Source organism: Sphingobium phenoxybenzoativorans, from assembly GCF_018286635.1.
Taxonomy (GTDB): domain Bacteria; phylum Pseudomonadota; class Alphaproteobacteria; order Sphingomonadales; family Sphingomonadaceae; genus Sphingobium; species Sphingobium phenoxybenzoativorans.
In genome coordinates, this window is the sequence record NZ_CP073910.1 from 453527 (window position 1) to 469671 (window position 16145).

General features: G+C 65.4%; 17 protein-coding genes and 1 pseudogene. 6 read left to right on the forward strand and 12 right to left on the reverse strand.

The annotated features are described in order from the left end of the window. Position 1: 1 nt before the first annotated feature. On the reverse strand, positions 2-1399 hold the full coding sequence (locus KFK14_RS02295) for a leucyl aminopeptidase family protein (protein ID WP_212609725.1): 1398 nt from the start codon (positions 1397-1399) through the stop codon (positions 2-4). Between the two features lie 150 nt (positions 1400-1549). Between KFK14_RS02295 and KFK14_RS02300 the strand changes: the two genes are divergently transcribed. Both KFK14_RS02300 and KFK14_RS02305 read left to right on the forward strand, forming a co-directional pair. Continuing rightward, positions 1550-1747 carry a hypothetical protein gene (locus tag KFK14_RS02300; RefSeq protein WP_212609726.1) on the forward strand — a complete coding sequence of 66 codons (198 nt, stop codon included), beginning with the start codon at positions 1550-1552 and terminating at the stop codon, positions 1745-1747. Further along, the gene (locus KFK14_RS02305; protein WP_212609727.1) at positions 1747-2589 is read left to right on the forward strand and encodes a DUF4163 domain-containing protein; all 843 of its coding nucleotides are present in this window, start codon (positions 1747-1749) and stop codon (positions 2587-2589) included. Before KFK14_RS02300 ends, KFK14_RS02305 begins: the two co-directional genes overlap by 1 nt. Positions 2590-3022: 433 nt before the next feature. Here the strand turns inward: KFK14_RS02305 and KFK14_RS02310 are convergent, their stop codons facing one another. After that, positions 3023-3556, reverse strand: coding sequence for a hypothetical protein (locus tag KFK14_RS02310; RefSeq protein WP_212609728.1), 534 nt, complete (start codon positions 3554-3556; stop codon positions 3023-3025). Positions 3557-3646: 90 nt separating this feature from the next. Here KFK14_RS02310 and gyrB point away from each other — a divergent pair, with 90 nt between their 5' ends. Both gyrB and KFK14_RS02320 read left to right on the forward strand, forming a co-directional pair. Next, a complete protein-coding gene (gyrB, locus tag KFK14_RS02315) occupies positions 3647-6136 on the forward strand; it encodes a DNA topoisomerase (ATP-hydrolyzing) subunit B (protein ID WP_212609729.1) in 2490 nt (829 codons plus the stop codon). A 239-nt stretch (positions 6137-6375) separates the two neighbouring features. Next, positions 6376-6609: a hypothetical protein gene (locus KFK14_RS02320; RefSeq protein WP_070157601.1), complete on the forward strand. Its 234-nt coding sequence runs from the start codon at positions 6376-6378 to the stop codon at positions 6607-6609. Positions 6610-6652: 43 nt separating this feature from the next. Here the strand turns inward: KFK14_RS02320 and KFK14_RS02325 are convergent, their stop codons facing one another. Genes KFK14_RS02325 through KFK14_RS02340 form a run of 4 tightly spaced genes read right to left on the reverse strand, consistent with a single transcriptional unit; the run spans position 6653 to position 9317 of the window. Then, positions 6653-7528: an alpha/beta fold hydrolase gene (locus tag KFK14_RS02325; protein ID WP_212609730.1), complete on the reverse strand. Its 876-nt coding sequence runs from the start codon at positions 7526-7528 to the stop codon at positions 6653-6655. Further along, a complete protein-coding gene (gene argE / locus KFK14_RS02330; RefSeq protein WP_212609731.1) occupies positions 7528-8745 on the reverse strand; it encodes an acetylornithine deacetylase in 1218 nt (405 codons plus the stop codon). The genes KFK14_RS02325 and argE overlap by 1 nt, the downstream gene beginning before the upstream one ends. A gap of 9 nt (positions 8746-8754) precedes the next feature. After that, positions 8755-9042, reverse strand: coding sequence for a hypothetical protein (locus KFK14_RS02335; RefSeq protein WP_212609732.1), 288 nt, complete (start codon positions 9040-9042; stop codon positions 8755-8757). Continuing rightward, complete coding sequence (locus KFK14_RS02340; protein ID WP_212609733.1) at positions 9039-9317, reverse strand: hypothetical protein; 279 nt, start codon at positions 9315-9317, stop codon at positions 9039-9041. The genes KFK14_RS02335 and KFK14_RS02340 overlap by 4 nt, the downstream gene beginning before the upstream one ends. A 162-nt stretch (positions 9318-9479) precedes the next feature. Here KFK14_RS02340 and KFK14_RS02345 point away from each other — a divergent pair, with 162 nt between their 5' ends. Both KFK14_RS02345 and KFK14_RS02350 read left to right on the forward strand, forming a co-directional pair. Beyond that, entirely contained in the window at positions 9480-10037 is a 558-nt protein-coding gene (locus KFK14_RS02345; RefSeq protein ID WP_212609734.1) for a COG3650 family protein, read from the forward strand. A 50-nt stretch (positions 10038-10087) separates the two neighbouring features. Then, positions 10088-11356: a multidrug effflux MFS transporter gene (locus KFK14_RS02350; protein ID WP_212609735.1), complete on the forward strand. Its 1269-nt coding sequence runs from the start codon at positions 10088-10090 to the stop codon at positions 11354-11356. Between the two features lie 140 nt (positions 11357-11496). Here KFK14_RS02350 and KFK14_RS02355 read toward each other — a convergent pair whose 3' ends face one another. The 6 genes and pseudogenes from KFK14_RS02355 to hisA form a co-directional block, all read right to left on the reverse strand. Further along, positions 11497-13029: an amino acid permease gene (locus tag KFK14_RS02355; RefSeq protein ID WP_070157594.1), complete on the reverse strand. Its 1533-nt coding sequence runs from the start codon at positions 13027-13029 to the stop codon at positions 11497-11499. 292 nt (positions 13030-13321) lie between these two features. Next, positions 13322-13699 (reverse strand): histidine triad nucleotide-binding protein, encoded by a 378-nt coding sequence (locus KFK14_RS02360; RefSeq protein WP_212609736.1) that lies wholly within the window; start codon positions 13697-13699, stop codon positions 13322-13324. Between the two features lie 4 nt (positions 13700-13703). Next, positions 13704-13937, reverse strand: a complete 234-nt coding sequence (locus KFK14_RS23950) for a winged helix-turn-helix domain-containing protein (protein WP_246525010.1) — start codon at positions 13935-13937, stop codon at positions 13704-13706. Between the two features lie 105 nt (positions 13938-14042). Beyond that, positions 14043-14360: pseudogene (locus KFK14_RS23955) on the reverse strand (phosphoribosyl-ATP diphosphatase); the annotation flags it as partial. A gap of 48 nt (positions 14361-14408) precedes the next feature. After that, positions 14409-15182, reverse strand: a complete 774-nt coding sequence (gene hisF / locus KFK14_RS02370) for an imidazole glycerol phosphate synthase subunit HisF (RefSeq protein ID WP_212609738.1) — start codon at positions 15180-15182, stop codon at positions 14409-14411. A gap of 136 nt (positions 15183-15318) precedes the next feature. Continuing rightward, positions 15319-16056: a 1-(5-phosphoribosyl)-5-[(5-phosphoribosylamino)methylideneamino]imidazole-4-carboxamide isomerase gene (gene hisA, locus KFK14_RS02375; RefSeq protein WP_212609739.1), complete on the reverse strand. Its 738-nt coding sequence runs from the start codon at positions 16054-16056 to the stop codon at positions 15319-15321. Between the last annotated feature and the right edge of the window lie 89 nt (positions 16057-16145).

Consider the following 16145-nt stretch of genomic DNA (forward strand, 5'->3'; position numbering starts at 1 on the left):
GTCAGGCTGTGCGGCCGTAGCGCTGCTGGAGCATGGCGAAGGCGGCGCGCAGCCCCAGCGCCTCCCCGCCCTTCGGCCGTCCGGGCTTCGCAGCGGGCCGCCAGGCGAAGGTGTCGAAATGCGCCCAGGCGATGCTGGCGGGCACGAATTTCTGCAGGAAAAGCGCGGCCGTGATCGACCCGGCGAACCCGCCTTCGCCCGCATTGTTGATGTCGGCGATGTCGGATTTCAGCATGTCGGCATAGGGGGACCAGAGCGGCAGCCGCCACAGCGGATCGTCCACCTGTCCTCCCGCCCGCTCCAGATCGGCGGCCAGCGCATCGTCATTGGCGAACAAGGCGGGCAGGTCCGGGCCAAGCGCCACCCGCGCCGCGCCGGTCAGCGTGGCGAAGTCCAGGATCATTTCCGGCCCGTCCTCGACCGCCTTGGCCAGCGCGTCGCCCAGGATCAGGCGGCCCTCCGCATCGGTATTGCCGATCTCGACCGACAGGCCCTTGCGGCTGCGCAATATGTCGCCGGGGCGGAAGGCGTTGCCCGATATGGCGTTCTCCACCGCGGGGATCAGCAGGTGCAGGCGCACCGGCAGGCGGCTTTCCATCACCAGCATCGCCAAGGCCAGGGCATGGGCCGCGCCGCCCATATCCTTCTTCATCAGGCGCATGCCCGATGACGGCTTGATGTCCAGCCCGCCGCTGTCGAACGACACGCCCTTGCCGACGATCGCGACTTTCGGATGGCTGGGGTCGCCCCAGCGAAATTCGATGAGGCGGGGGGAAAAGGCGCGGTCAGCGGCGCGGCCGACGGCGTGGATCATCGGAAACTGCGTCTGCAACTCCTCGCCGCGCACCACCGTCAGCACCGCGCCGAACGCCTCGGCAATCTCCACCGCCGCCGATTCCAGGTCGGCCGGACCCATGTCGGCGGCGGGCGTGTTCACCAGGTCGCGGACCAGCGCTACGGCCTCCGCCTGCCCAACGGTCGGCGCGATCCGGGCGATGTCGCGGGTCAGCAAGATGCGCGGACCGGGCGCCGCGTCGTCCTTGCGATATGTCTCGAACCTATATTGCGCGGTCAGCCAGCCCAGCATCGCCGCACCGCCCGGCGCATCATGCAGGCGGTATGTGCCCTCCGGCAGCGTCTCGGCCAGCTTCGCGAGGCACCAGGTGGACAGCTTCTCCGTATCGGCGACGCCGCCGACCGCCGACCACTCGGCCGCCTTGTCTCCGGGCAGGATCGCCACTTCGTTCGGTTTTCCGCTGAACTTCTGTCCCGTAATCGCGGTGCGCACCCGCTCCGGCTGTTTGCGGAGCCAGGCCGGAAACCCCTCGCTGTCGACAAGCTGGATGGCATGGGCCGCCTGATCATGGTCGGCTTTGAGGAGTTCGGCATAGTCAGTCATTGCCAGCGGTGTAGGGGAAATATGGAAGGATTGGGAAGCGCAATTTCACCCGATCTGCGGACCGTTATGCCGCTCTGATCGTTTGCCTTATGCGGCCAAAAGCCTAGATTGACGATCATCACCAACCTTGGAGAGGAAGGAGAGAAGGCCATGAACCTGACAGACAATAAGGGCGATCGCGCCGTGCGCGACCGGGCGTATCAGCTCGCCGAAAGCGGCAACTTCGCGAATGTCCACGCCGTTGAGCAGGCGCTGATCGGCGAGGGCTGGCCCAATGTCGGCGCGGCGCTGTCCAGCGACTATGCGCGCAAGGCGATCCGGGACCGGCTGCCGGACCAGGCGCACTGATGATCGCGCCGGAATGGGTGCGCCGCCGCTCGGCGCTGCTGTGCGTCCTGCTGGCGGCGGCCTGTTCCGGACCGGCCGGAAACGATGCCGGGAATGACGCCGGGAATGACCGGGCGAACGCGGCGGATGCGGTTGGATCAAACGCCGCCGCGGCCAGCTCCGCCGCGCCCGCCAAGCCGTTCAAGCTGGAGGATAAGTCGGAAGCGCTGGAATTTTCCTACGCCTATCCCGCACAGGCGGCGGCGATTCCCGTTGTCGCCGAAAAACTGACCGGGCAGATGGACAAGGCGAAGGCGGACGCGCTGAAAGCGGCGGCCGAGGATCAGAAATCCGCCAAGGAAGCGGACTATCCCTTCCGCCAGCATAGCCTGCAGACGACATGGACGGTGCATGCCGACACGCCCCGTTTCCTGGGGCTGGTCGGCGAAACCTATGTCTATACCGGCGGCGCGCACGGGATGACGGCATGGTCGGGACTGCTGTGGGACAAGCAGGCGGCGAAGGATATTCCCGTCACGGCGCTGATGACCTCGCCGGCGGCGTTCTCCGCCGCCATTTCCGGCCGCTTCTGCAACGCGCTGGACGACGCCCGCGCGGAAAAGCGGGGCGAAAAGGTGAAGCGCGGCGCGGACGATTTCAGCATCTGCGTCGATCCGATGAAGCAGGTGCTGACGCCCGAAGCGGGCAAGGGCGGCGGCATCGACCGCATCCGCGTGATCATCGGCCCCTATGAGGCGGGACCCTATGCCGAGGGCAGCTATGACATAGACGTGCCGGTCGACGCGGCGATGATCCAGGCAATCAAGCCGGAATATCGCGCGGCGTTTGTCGCGGGGCGTTAGGCGGAGTTTTGGGTCGGCTAACGACCAATAGTGGATCGTCCCTTTTCCACCCTTCCGTCATCGCGCACTTGATGCGCGATCCATTGGCTCCCCGTCAGCATGACTGCACAGAAGCTTGCGCTCATGGATCCCGGATCAAGTCCGGGATGACGGCTGTGAGTTGCACGATGATGTTCGTCACCGACCCAACTTCGTCATCCCCGCGCACGCGGGGACCCAACGCGCCTTGGGCAGTGAAGGACATGGTGGGAGATGGTTCCCGCCTGCGCGGGAATGACGTGGTGGGGGACGGAGCGGGATGTTTGGCCCTTCCATCTCTTTCTCGTCATCCCGGACTTGATCCGGGATCCCGCTATTTCTTCATGTCCGGCAAGGGAGCGGGAGCAGGCCCCAGATATGGCCTGAGGGGCGAGGGGGCTTGGCCCGCGTCCCCCTAACCCCCCACCAGCCGCACGAAAGCGCTCGACACCCAGCCGCTTTCGCAGGGGCCGTCATAGGCCCGCTTGGCCTCCACCGGGCGGGAGACGCCGCAATCGGCGGCTTTGGGGGCTTCGGCCGCCCCTTCCATCCCATTGTCCGCCGCCTTTTCCGCCGCCGGTTCGGGCGCGGCGGGCTGCACCACCACGCCCAGCCAGCGCTGGTCGATGCTGCGGGTGCAGACATGGACGCGGCGGCCCTCCGCCAGCGTGGCGATGCGCTGCGCCCCGGCAAAGGGGGCGGCGCGCAGGTCCAGCGCCCCGTCCGCGCCGGGGCCGCGCACCACGCCGGTCGCGCCGCAAGCGTCCAGGCGCGGGCCGTCCTCGCCGATCGTGACCGGCCGGGCGATCGCGCTTTCCAGCCGCGTTTCGGGCATATCCTCCCGCTCCGCGCCGGCGATCGAGCTGTTGGGCAACGCATCCATGACGGACTGGCTGTCGGAACAGGCCGCCAACGCCATCAGCAGCAGGGGAATGGCGGAAAAGCGCATGAAAAAGGTCCTCTTGGCGGGGCGTCCGGCCGCGCCTGACCATGCCCCTTTTTGCTTTAGTTTCGCGTGTCGCATCCCTATATGGCAACGATGAACGAAGACAGCAAAAGCTCCCCCAACAGCAACGAATATGGCGCGGATTCGATCAAGGTCCTGAAAGGGCTGGATGCGGTCCGCAAGCGCCCCGGCATGTATATCGGCGACACCGATGACGGCTCCGGCCTGCATCATATGGTGTTCGAGGTGTCGGACAACGCCATTGACGAGGCTTTGGCCGGGCATTGCGACCGGATCGACATCACCTTGAACCCCGATGGCTCGGTCAGCGTGATGGACAATGGCCGCGGCATTCCGACCGGCATTCATGCCGAGGAGGGCGTTTCGGCGGCCGAAGTCATCATGACGCAGCTTCATGCGGGCGGTAAGTTCGAAAATACGTCGGACGACAACGCCTATAAGGTGTCGGGCGGTCTGCACGGCGTCGGCGTGTCCGTGGTGAACGCGCTGTCCGACTGGCTGGAGCTGAACATCTGGCGCGACGGGCAGGAGCATTGGATGCGCTTCCGCAACGGCGACGCCGAAGCGCCGCTCAAGGTGCTAGGTCCCGCGCCGGAGGGGAAGAAGGGCACGAAAGTCACCTTCATGTTCTCCACCGAGACGTTCAAGAACGTCACGGAATATGATTTCGAGAAGCTGGAGCATCGCTATCGCGAGCTGGCCTTCCTCAACAGCGGCGTGCGCCTGTTCCTGACCGACGCGCGGCATGAGGAAAGCAAGACGATCGAGCTCTATTATGAGGGCGGCATCGCGGCCTTCGTCAAATGGCTGGACCGCAACAAGCAATCGTTGATGCCCGACCCGATCGCGATTTCCGGCACGCGCGACGATGTGACCATCGACGTCGCGCTGGAATGGAACGACAGCTATTATGAAAATGTCCTCGCTTTCACCAACAACATCCCGCAGCGCGACGGCGGCACGCATATCGCGGCGTTCCGCGCGGCGCTGACCCGCACCCTCAACAGCTATGCCGACAAGTCCGGCATGCTGAAGAAGGAGAAGGTCTCGCTGACCGGCGAGGATATGCGCGAGGGGCTGACCGCCATCGTCTCGGTCAAGCTGCCCGATCCCAAATTCTCGTCGCAGACCAAGGATAAGCTGGTCTCGTCAGAGGTTCGCCAGCCGCTGGAAAGCCTGATGGCCGACAAGATGGCGGAGTGGCTGGAGGAAAATCCGGCCAACGCGAAGATGATCATCCAGAAGGTGATCGACGCCGCCGCCGCGCGCGAAGCCGCGAAGAAGGCGCGCGAACTGACCCGGCGCAAGGGCGTGATGGACATCGCTTCGCTGCCCGGCAAGCTCGCCGACTGTCAGGAGCGCGACCCGGCCAAGTCCGAACTGTTCCTGGTCGAGGGCGATTCGGCAGGCGGCTCCGCCAAGCAGGGCCGCGACCGCCATTATCAGGCGATCCTGCCGCTGAAGGGCAAGATTTTAAACGTGGAGCGCGCCCGGTTTGACCGGATGTTGTCGTCCAAGGAAGTCGGCACGCTCATTCAGGCGATGGGCACCGGCATCCGCGACGATTTCAATATCGAGAAGCTGCGGTATCACAAGATCGTCATCATGACCGACGCGGACGTCGACGGCGCGCATATCCGCACGCTGCTGCTGACTTTCTTCTACCGGCAAATGCCGCAGATCATCGAGAACGGGCATCTCTATATCGCCCAGCCGCCGCTCTACAAGGCGACGCGCGGACGGTCCGAGGTGTATCTGAAGAACGAAGCGGCGCTGGACCAGTATCTGGTCGACAATGGCGTCGATACCATGGCGCTGGAAACCAGCGAGGGCACGATCTTCAATGACGGCCTGCGCGAGTTGATCGACCATGCGCGGCGGATGCGCACGCTGATGCGCTATGTGCCGCGCCGCTACGACTCGCGGATCATTGAGGCGCTGTCCATTTCCGGCGCGCTGGACGTGGACCTGTCCGCTGCCGACCGCGCCGCGCGGCTGGCGGAGGCGACGGTCTGGATGGGCGGCCATGACCCCGAAGGATCGTGGAGCGGCGAGATTTCCGCCGAGGGCGGTTATCATTTCCGGCGTCTGTGGCGCGGCGTCACCGATCATCATGTGATCGAGGCGGCGTTCCTGGGTTCGGCCGAGGCGCGCAAGCTGCACGCGCTGGCGACCGAGCAGAAGGACGCCTACCGCCACGCCAGCCGTCTGGTGACGGCGAAGGCGGCGGCGCAGGCGTCGGAAGAAACCGCCGAGGGCGAGGAAGCGGCGATCCCAGCCAAGGGCATTGCGGTGTCGCGGCCCAGCGACCTGCTGGACGCGATTCTCGCGGCGGGGCGCAAGGGGCTGGCGATCCAGCGCTATAAAGGTCTTGGCGAAATGAACGCCGAGCAGCTCTGGGAAACCACGCTCGATCCCAACAACCGCTCGATGCTGCGCGTCGAGGTGGATCAGGCGGACGTCGCGGACGAGATTTTCACCCGCCTGATGGGCGATGTCGTCGAGCCGCGCCGCGAGTTCATTCAGGACAATGCGCTGAACGTCGCCAATCTGGACGTTTAGGGAGGTCAGGCGGCGGGACTATGCTCTTGTTTTCTCAGGAGCGTCCCGCCCTTTTTCGGCATGAGCCGGCTCCCGGCTCATCCTGCCGCACCATGATACCGGATCGCGCCCGGCGGCTGTCGCCACGCGACGAATCATGCCCGGATCGGATCGGTCGTTAACTATTTGTTAACTAAATTGGTTCCAACTGCTTCTCAGGAAAAATGGCGCGTTTATAAGCGCTTATCGGGAAGCATAAGATGTTCATTGTCGCGGTGATCGTCGCCGGATTCATATCCGTCATACTATTGGGGCTGCTGGGTTGCGCCGTCTATATCTCCGTCATGGAACCGGCGAGTCCGGATGAGCAGCAATGGCAGCAGGACGAATCGCTGCGCGGTCATACGGGCATCCGCACCAACCTGGCTTCGCGCGGCGGGAGGGTTCTGCCGCCGCAGCGTGAGGGGAGCTTCACACGGCTGCCGCATGCCTGAAAATGGGCCGGGCCGTGGCCCGGCGCGCCATCATGCAAGGCCATCAGGCAAGAAACGCCCTGATCTCCGCGACGAAGGCGTCATGCCGGTCATGATGCACCCAATGGCCGGCATTGTCATATAGCGACACGCGGGCATTGTTGAACCAGTTCAGCCGCCCGTCATCGGCGGGATTGGTCGCCCAGCTCTGCTTGCCATAGACCAGCAGCGTGTCGCAGGTGATGCGGCCCCACAGCGCCTGTTTCTGCTCCGGCGTCAGGTCCACGGGCGGGAAGATGCGCAGATAATTGTCGAACTTCCAGCTATAGCTGCCGTCCTCATTCTGGCTGATGCCGTGGATGGTCAGATGCCGGGCGCGCTCGGCGGTCAGATGGGTGTTCTCCGCCATCATCCGCGCCAGCGCCTCCTCGATGGAGGCATAGCGTTTGGGCTGGCGGCCGCTGAGCGCGCGCTTGTCGCCGATCCAGTCGATCACGCGCTGATGCATGGGCTTGCTCGCCCATTCCGCCTCCATCGCGGCGGGCGGACCCAGCCCCTCGATCGCGACCAGCTTGCGCACCTTGTCCGGAAACAGGCCGGTATAGCGCAGCGCGATATTGCCGCCGAGCGAATGGGCGACGATGGACAGCGGCGCCAGCGATTGCTGGTGGATCAACTGCGCCAGGTCATAGACCATCGCCTCCATGCCATAATAGCCTTCGGCGGAATGGGCGCTGTCGCCATGCCCGCGCAGGTCGGGCGCGATGATGTGCCAGTCATGGCGCAACTCGCGCGCGATCCAGTCCCAGTTGCGGCAATGGTCGCGCCCGCCATGCAGCAGCAGGAGCGGCGGCGCATCGGGATTGCCCCAGTCGACATAGTGCAGCCGCAACCGCTGCGACATGTAGATATGGGATGTCGGGCCGCTGTCCTGCGCCATTATTGGGCCTCCGCTATCTGGGGCGATGTAGGGGAATGATCGCCATGGAGCATCGCTATCAGCCGCTCCATGAAGGCCGCTCCTCTCTCCATCTGGCCGATTTCGACATATTCGTCGGGCTGGTGCGCCTGCTCGATGGAGCCGGGGCCGCAGATCACGGTGGAAAAGCCCGCCTGCTGAAACTGCCCGGCCTCCGCCGCATAGGATACGACGCGCGGCTGGCCATTGTCGCCGGACAGGATGCGCGCCACCCGTTCCGCCACGCCGTCCGGTTCGGGCGCGAAAGGCGGCGCGGCGGAACGGCGGACCACCTCCACGCCGGTTTCGGGCCATAGCGCCTTCATCTCGGCGTCGATCCGCGCGGCCTCCGCCTTGAATGGCGCAAGCAGCGCATCGACATCCGTGCCCGGCGGGGAGCGGAAGTCGAAGGCGAAGCGGCATTCGCGCGCCAATATGTTGACGGCGGTGCCGCCATTGATCTGGCCGATGGTCAGCGTCGCATGCGGCGGGACGAAAGGGGAGGCGGGGTCCGCGCCGCTTTTCAGCGTCTCCGCCAGATCGCTCAGCATCGCCATCAGGCGGATCGCGACCATATTGGCGGAAATGCCCAGATGGGTCAGGCTGGAATGCGCCTCATGCCCCGTCACCGTGACGACATGGGTGGTGATGCCCTTATGCCCGCTCACAACCTCCATATTCGTCGGTTCGCCAACGATGACGGCGGCGGGGCGGGGCAGGTTCGCCACAATCTCGCGGATCATGTGCGGCGCGCCCAGGCATCCGATCTCCTCATCATAGGAGAAAGCGAGGTGCGCCGGACGCCCGGCCCGCTCCGGCGCGGCAAGATGGGGGGCGGCGGCGAGCGCCAGCGCCAGAAACCCCTTCATGTCGCAGGTGCCCCGGCCATAAAGCCGGTCGCCGCGCCGGGTCAGGGTGAAGGGATCGCTGGTCCAGGGCTGACCGTCCACCGGCACCACATCGGTATGGCCGGACAGGACGATGCCCTGCTCGCGTACAGGGCCGATCGTCGCGTAGAGATTGGCCTTGCGTCCGTCCGCGCTCATGACCCGCCGCGCGGTCACGCCGATCGTGGACAGGCGCTGCTCCACATAGGCGATCAGGGCCAGGTTGGAATCGCGCGATGTCGTGTCGAATGCGACCAGATCGGCCAGGATGGACAATGCGCTGCTGTGCAGCTCTTCGCGGGTGGTCGCCATGCCCCCGGACTAGGACAAACCCCGTCCTGACAGCAAGGCCCGCGAGAAGGCTTCCGCCCGGATCGCCTCCAGCCGGTCGTCGGCCAGGCCGTTTTCCGTGCGGAACCCGAACAGGATGCGCACCCATTTCAGCACGCGCGGATGGCGGGAAAGGATCAGGCGCAGCCGCGCGCCGGGCCTCGCCGCGTCCTGACGGCCAATGGCCGCCGCCGCCGCCTCGATCGGGGAGGTTGCGGGGAAAGTGGCGAAGCGGCGCGCGATGGCGGCGTCGCGCTGTTCGATGAACATGCCGGTCATGAGCGCGCTCCCCGGCTGTCCGCGCCCAGCACGGGGCCAAGCACGGGGGCGGAGGCGGTGAAGGCGACCAGCGACGCCATCATTCCGACCAATATGTCGCCGACGGCGGCCGCGACGATCAGGGTGATCGACGATAGCAGGGCCGACATGGCGGCCAGGGTGATGACGGCGCGGAACGGAATGGAGATCCGCTGCCGGCGGGGCCAAGCACGGGGGCGGGGGCGGGGGCGGGGGCGGGGGCGGAGAGCGATGGCGGGGGCGGCGATATTGTGCATGAGGGTCACTCCTGCGCCGCACCATCATGGCGGGCTGTGCGGTCCCGTATAGGCTGGAGCCGGATACCCATATATAGCAACGATTTCACTTCATCGTTTCCAATACTGATCTATCCGTTCAATCTTGCCGATCCGCGCGAACGCGGGCATGGTGCGCCTCCTATGGCATCCAGACCGGCATTCGCCCTCGCCCTGATCGCTTTGCTGGCATCGTCCCTTGCCGCATGTTCCTCCGGCGCGGACCCGCTTGGGTCCGATGCGGCGAACGCCGCCAAGTCCCGCGCGAAATGGCCGCTCCCGGCCGAAGCGGATGCGGATAACGCCCTGAACGCTGTGGAAACGGCCGCCAACGCCGCCGAAGCGCCCGCCAATCAGACAGCGGCGGCGGTATCCAACAGCAGCGCGCCGCATGCGCGGACATTGCCCAATGACGATCCGGCGGCGTTCCGCGCCACGGGAACCGAGCCTTTCTGGTCGGCGACGCTGGTGGGCGGCACGCTGGTCCTCGACATGCCGGGCAAGGCTTCGCGCTATTTCGCGGTATCTCGTTCGACCGCTGGCGGCACGCTGCGCCTGACGGGCGATGGCGTGCAACTCAGCGCGACGCCCGGCGGCTGCGATGATGGCATGAGCGACCGCGATTATGGCCAGCGCGTGCAGGTGTCCCTTGCCGACGCCGTGCTCAAGGGATGCGGGATCGCCGGGTCCAGCATCAAATAATCGCTGGTCGGGGGGTAGCGGGCGGGCGGCTTTCCCGCCATAGCGCTCGCATGCAAAATGAGCGGCCATCCCCTCCCGCAGCCGGCGCGAAAGATTTTCCGCTGGGCTTCAAGGAGTTTGTTGCGCTGATCGCCGGCCTGATGGCGATGAATGCGTTGTCGATCGACCCGATGCTGCCTGCGCTTCCCGCCATTGGCGAGAGTCTGGGCATCCACAATCCCAATGACCGGCAATGGATCATCACCGCCTATTTCATGGGCCTTGGCGTCGGCGCGCTGTTCTACGGCTCCCTGTCCGACCGCTACGGGCGCAGGCCCGTGCTGCTCATCTGCCTTGGCCTGATGCTGGTCACGACGATGGTCTGCGCGCTTGCGCCCAGCTTTGCCGTGATGCTGGTCGCGCGGGCCTTTTCCGGCTTTTTCGCGGCCGCGATGCGCGTGATCGCCGTCAGCATCGTGCGCGACAGGTTTCAGGGCGATGCGATGGCGCGGGTCATGTCGCTGGTCTTCGTCGTGTTCATGCTTGTGCCGATCCTTGCGCCGACATTCGGGCAGATCATCCTGTTCTTCGCGCCCTGGCGCTGGATCTTCGGGGTTCTGCTGGTCCTGTCCTGCGTCATCCTGATCTGGACGGCGATCCGCTTGCCCGAAACGCTTGACCCGGCGCACAGGGTGGAAATCCATGCCCGGGACATTGGCCGCATGCTGTGGACGGTGGTCAGCCATCGCACCTCCATCGGCTATATGCTGGCGACGGGCGTGGCGATGGGCGGCATGATCGGCTTCCTGACATCGGCGCAGCAGATTTTCTTCGACATTTTCCACGCGCCGGGCATCTTCCCCATCGCCTTCGCCAGCATTGCGGGCGGCATGGCCGTGGGCAGCTTCTTCAACAGCCAGTTGGTGGAGCGGATCGGCGCGCGCCGGGTGAGCCAGAGCGCCCTGATCGTGTTGATCATGCTGGGCGCCATTCACACGATGACCGCCTGGCTGGGCATGGAAACGATGATCAGCTTCATCATTTTCCAGGTGCTCACCATGCTGGTCATCTCGCTCACCGGGTCCAATTTCGGCGCGATCTCCATGGAGCCGTTCGCGCGCGGGGCGGGGCTTGCCTCCTCCTTTCAGGCGTTTGTGACGACCATCGTGTCCGCCGGGCTTGGCGCGTTCATCGGCGCGCAGTTCAATGGCACGACCCTGCCGATGGCGCTGGGCTTTCTGGGCTATGGCAGCCTGGCGCTGTTGCTGGTGGCCTGGGCCGAACGCTGGAAACTGTTCACCCGGCCCCATCACGGCGCCCTGCGCAACGCCGCGCATTAGGCTGTTTTCCTGCTGAGCGGAATTTGCGCCTGCCCGCGCAGGGGCGCACAGCTTTTCATCCCGTCAGGACAAGCGGATAGAAAAAGGCCCGCCGGGTGTCGCCGGCGGGCCTTTTGATCTGATGGACTGCGCCGTCGCTGTCAGTTGACCGGCGGCACCGGCAGGGGCGGAATGCCCTCATCATCCTCATGCGTCTCGCTGAAGCCCTGGCCGACATGGCTGCGGCGATAGCTGTAGCCGAAATAGACCAGCAGGCCGACCGCCGCCCAGCCGACAAACATCAGCTTGGTTTCCATGCCCAGGCTGAAGAACAGATAGAGGCAGCCCGCAATCGCAATCGGCGCGGTCACCATGATGCCGGGCGTGCGGAACGGCCGGACGCGGTTCGGATCGGTCCGGCGCAGCACCATCACCGCGATGGAGACGGCGGCGAAGGCGAACAGCGTGCCGGAGTTGGAAATGTCGGCCAGAATGCCGACCGGGAAGAAGGCCGCGAACAGCGCGACGAAAATGCCGGTCAGGATCGTGATGACATGCGGCGTCTTGTAGGTCGGATGGACCTTCGAGAACATGGCGGGCAGCAGGCCGTCGCGGCTCATGACGAAGAAGATGCGGGTCTGGCCGAACATCATCATCAGGATGACCGACGGCAAAGCGAGACCGGCGGCAAGGCCGAGCAGGTTGCCGATCTGCGGCCAGCCGATTTCGCGCAGGGTCCAGGCCAGCGCCTCCTTCGAGCAGGTGACGGCTTCGCTTCCGGAGGCGGCCAGCGCGGCGCATTGCTGCGACAGGGCCGTGCTGCCCGGAGCCAGAATCTCGCCGGCCGGACCATAGACCGGCTGCGCGCCCACGGTGCCGATGACGCCCGCGGCCACCAGCATGTAGAAAATGGTGCAGATGCCCAGCGAACCGATCAGGCCGATGGGCATGTTGCGTTGTGGATTCTTGGTTTCCTCGGCCGCCGTGGAAACGGCGTCGAAACCGACATAGGCGAAGAAGATGGAGGCCGCCGCCGCCGATATGCCGCTAAAGCCCAGCGGCGCGAACGGCGTGAACTGCTCCATCTTGATGACGGGCAGGGCAAGGACGACGAACAGGGTCAGCGCGGACACCTTGATCGCCACCAGCACTGCGTTCACGGCGGCGCTTTCCTTGGTGCCGATCACCAGCAGCCAGGTGACGAGCGAGGCGATGAACATGGCGGGCAGGTTGACCATGCCGCCGTCGAACGGCCCGCGCGTCAGCAGGTCGGGTATGTCGATATGGAATGTATGCTCCAGCAGGCCGACCACATAGCCGGACCAGCCCACGGACACCGCGCCCGCCGCCACCGCATATTCCAGGATCAGCGCCCAGCCGACCATCCAGGCGATCAGTTCGCCCATCACGGCGTAGCTGTAGGTGTAGGCGGAGCCGGAAACCGGCACCATCGAGGCCATTTCCGCGTAGCAGAGCGCGGCGACCGCGCAGACGAAGCCGGCGATGACGAAGGACAGCATCATGCCCGGCCCGGCCTTCTGCGCGGCCTCCGCCGTCAGCACGAAGATGCCGGTGCCGATGACCGCGCCAATGCCCAGCATGGTAAGCTGGAAAGCGCCGAGCGAACGGTGCAGCGATTTCTTTTCAGCGGTCGCCAAAATGGCGTCGAGAGACTTGATGCGCCCGAAAATCATGAATGATTGTCTCTTTCCCTATGGCGCATCGCAGACCGCACGCCTTTTATTGAAGGGCAGGAGACTATCGCCAAAATCGGCGCGCGCAAGCATGTTGCTGCCGCGTGAAAGTTTTTGCGTGGGCAGGGGGAGGCGGCCTGGCTTCTGTCCTGATGGAACGGAAATGCGCCTGTCGAAACCCTAAGTCCTTGAAGTCTCACGCGCCGTCATCCCCGCGAAGGCGGGGATCCCGCTTCCTCGCGCCGTGGAAGAACAAGCGGGTCCCTGCCTTCGCCGGGATGACGAATAGGATTTAGCGCACCAGCAGCGGTCCCAGCGGACGCCCGGCGACGATATGGACGTGCAGATGGGGCACTTCCTGCAGGGAATGCGTCCCGGCATTGGCCAGCAGGCGATATCCCGGCGCCACCAGCCCCGCGTCCCGCGCTACCGCGCCGACCGCCCGGACGAACCCGGCGATTTCCGCGTCGCTCCCGCGCGCGGAAAAATCGTCCCAGCTCACATAGGCGCCCTTGGGGATCACCAATATATGGGTCGGCGCCTGCGGGCTGATGTCGTTGAAGGCGAGGGCGTGGTCATCCTCATAGACCTTCGTGCACGGAATCTCCCCGCGCAGGATTTTCGCGAAGATGTTGCTGTCGTCATAGGGCAGGGTCGCGTCGACGGGCATTCACCTATTTCCCATTTTTCAGTTTCCATAGTCCACGACGACTGTTGTCGAGCGATCCATTATCAACCAACTTCTTCCGTGCCCATTGGACCCGGTTCTCCCAATGGCTGCGTCCATCCGCCATTGTGCTCGATAGGGCCTCAGCTTCGAGGCGAAAATGATCGGCCAATCCGCGATATGCTTCCGATGGCTCTATCCAGTTCTGCTGTTTAGCCAGAAACAGATGCAGCGCTTCCATCACATCGTCTTGTGGCGGCAAACCATGTTGATCAAAATTCGAATTGGTGTGCCGGCGCTTACCACTACCCTCAATTTTGCTACTGCTGATATGTGGTTGTTTTGCGTCCGGAACCCTCGATGCCTTTTCGGTCAGGCCCGATACGCCCTCCCGCCGGTCCAGTTCCGCGCAGACATCGTCCAGGGACAGGCCCATATCGGCCAGCAGGACGGTGAGGTGGAACAGCAGGTCGGCGCTTTCCGACACCACGCCCGCCCGGTCGTCCGCCATGGCGGCGATCACGGTCTCCACCGCTTCCTCGCCCAGCTTCTGCGCGATCTTCGCGCGGCCCTTCGCCGTCAGCTTGGCGACATAGGATGTATCGGGGTCGGCGGCGCGCCGTTCCCGGATGGTCGCTTCCAATGTGTCTAGGCTGTCACGCATGGCGGCCATTGAGCCGGGCTTGGCCGGGGCGTCAATGGGAAAGTGGCTTCAGGTGGCGAGCGGACGCCGCGTCGGAATGCCCGCCGCCGCCAGCGCCGCATGCGCCTGCGCGATCGTATGCTGCCCGAAATGGAAGATCGACGCGGCAAGCACCGCGCTGGCATGGCCTTGCGTCACGCCCTCCACCAGATGATCGAGCGTGCCGACGCCGCCGCTGGCGATCACTGGCACGGACACGGCGTCGGCGATGGTGCGGGTCAGGGCCAGGTCATAGCCCGCCTTCGTGCCGTCGCCGTCCATCGATGTGACGAGCAGCTCGCCCGCGCCCAGGTCCGCCAGGCGCACGGCATGCGCCACCGCGTCGATGCCGGTCGCGCGGCGACCGCCATGGGTGAAGATTTCCCACCGGCCCTCGCCCACCCGCCGCGCATCGACGGAGGCGACGACGCACTGGCTGCCGAAGCGGTCGGCAATGTCGGCGACCACTTCCGGCCGGGAGACGGCGGCGCTGTTCACCGCCACCTTGTCGGCGCCCGCAAGCAACAGCGCGCGCGCATCCTCCGGCGACCGCACGCCGCCGCCGACCGTCACCGGCATGAAGCAGACCTCGGCGGTGCGCCGCACGACGTCCAGGATCGTCCCCCGCGCCTCATGGCTGGCGGTGATGTCCAGGAAGCACAACTCGTCCGCGCCCGCCGCGTCATAGACCTTGGCCTGCTCGACCGGATCGCCCGCATCGCGCAGGTCGACGAAATTGACGCCCTTCACCACGCGCCCATTGGCGACGTCCAGGCAGGGAATGACGCGGGTGCGGACGGTCATGGGCGCGGGCGCCTTTCCCCTAGCCCGATATCCACTATCTCCGTTCGGGCTGAGCCTGTCGAAGCCCTGCCCTTTCCTTCAAGGAAGGACAGCCCTTCGACAAGCTCAGGACGAACGGGGTGGGAAGTCCAGCCCCTCACGCCGCCGCCTGCGCCACGGCCAGCGCCGCTTTCAGGTCCAGCCGCCCGTCATAGAGCGCACGGCCGGTGATGACGCCCTCAATGCCCTCATCGGCGTGCAGGCTGAGGATGCGGATGTCGGAAATGCCCGCCACGCCGCCGCTGGCGATCACTGGAATATCGGTTGCGCGGGCGAGGTCGACGGTCGCGTCGATGTTGCAGCCTTTCAGCAGCCCGTCGCGGCCGACATCGGTAAAGAGGAGCGCGGCGACGCCCGCATCCTCGAACCGGCGGGCCATGTCGGCGATGGGCATGTCGGACTTTTCCGCCCAGCCCTCGGTCGCGACGAAGCCGTCGCGCGCATCGACGGCGACGACGATGCCGCCGGGAAATTCCCGCGCCGCGCGCTTCACGAAATCCGGGTCTTTCAGCGCCGCCGTGCCGATGACGATGCGGGAGACGCCCAGGTCGAACCAGCGCTCCACCGACTCCATCGACCGGATGCCGCCGCCAAGCTGGACATGGCCGGGGAAGGTCTCGACGATCTTCTCCACCGCCGCCGCATTCACCGCATGGCCTGCGAACGCGCCGTCCAGATCGACGACATGCAGGTGCATCGCGCCCGCCTCTGCAAACAGCATCGCCTGCGCGGCGGGGTCGTCGCCATAGACGGTGGCGCGGTCCATATCGCCTTCGGCAAGGCGGACGACCTGCCCTCCTTTCAGGTCGATGGCGGGGAAAACGATCAGGGACATAGGTTCACCAGATGAGAAATAGGATGCCGTGCTCCTGCGGAGGCAGGAGTCCAGATCGGACGGCGGGACTGGGTTCCTGCTTTCGCAGG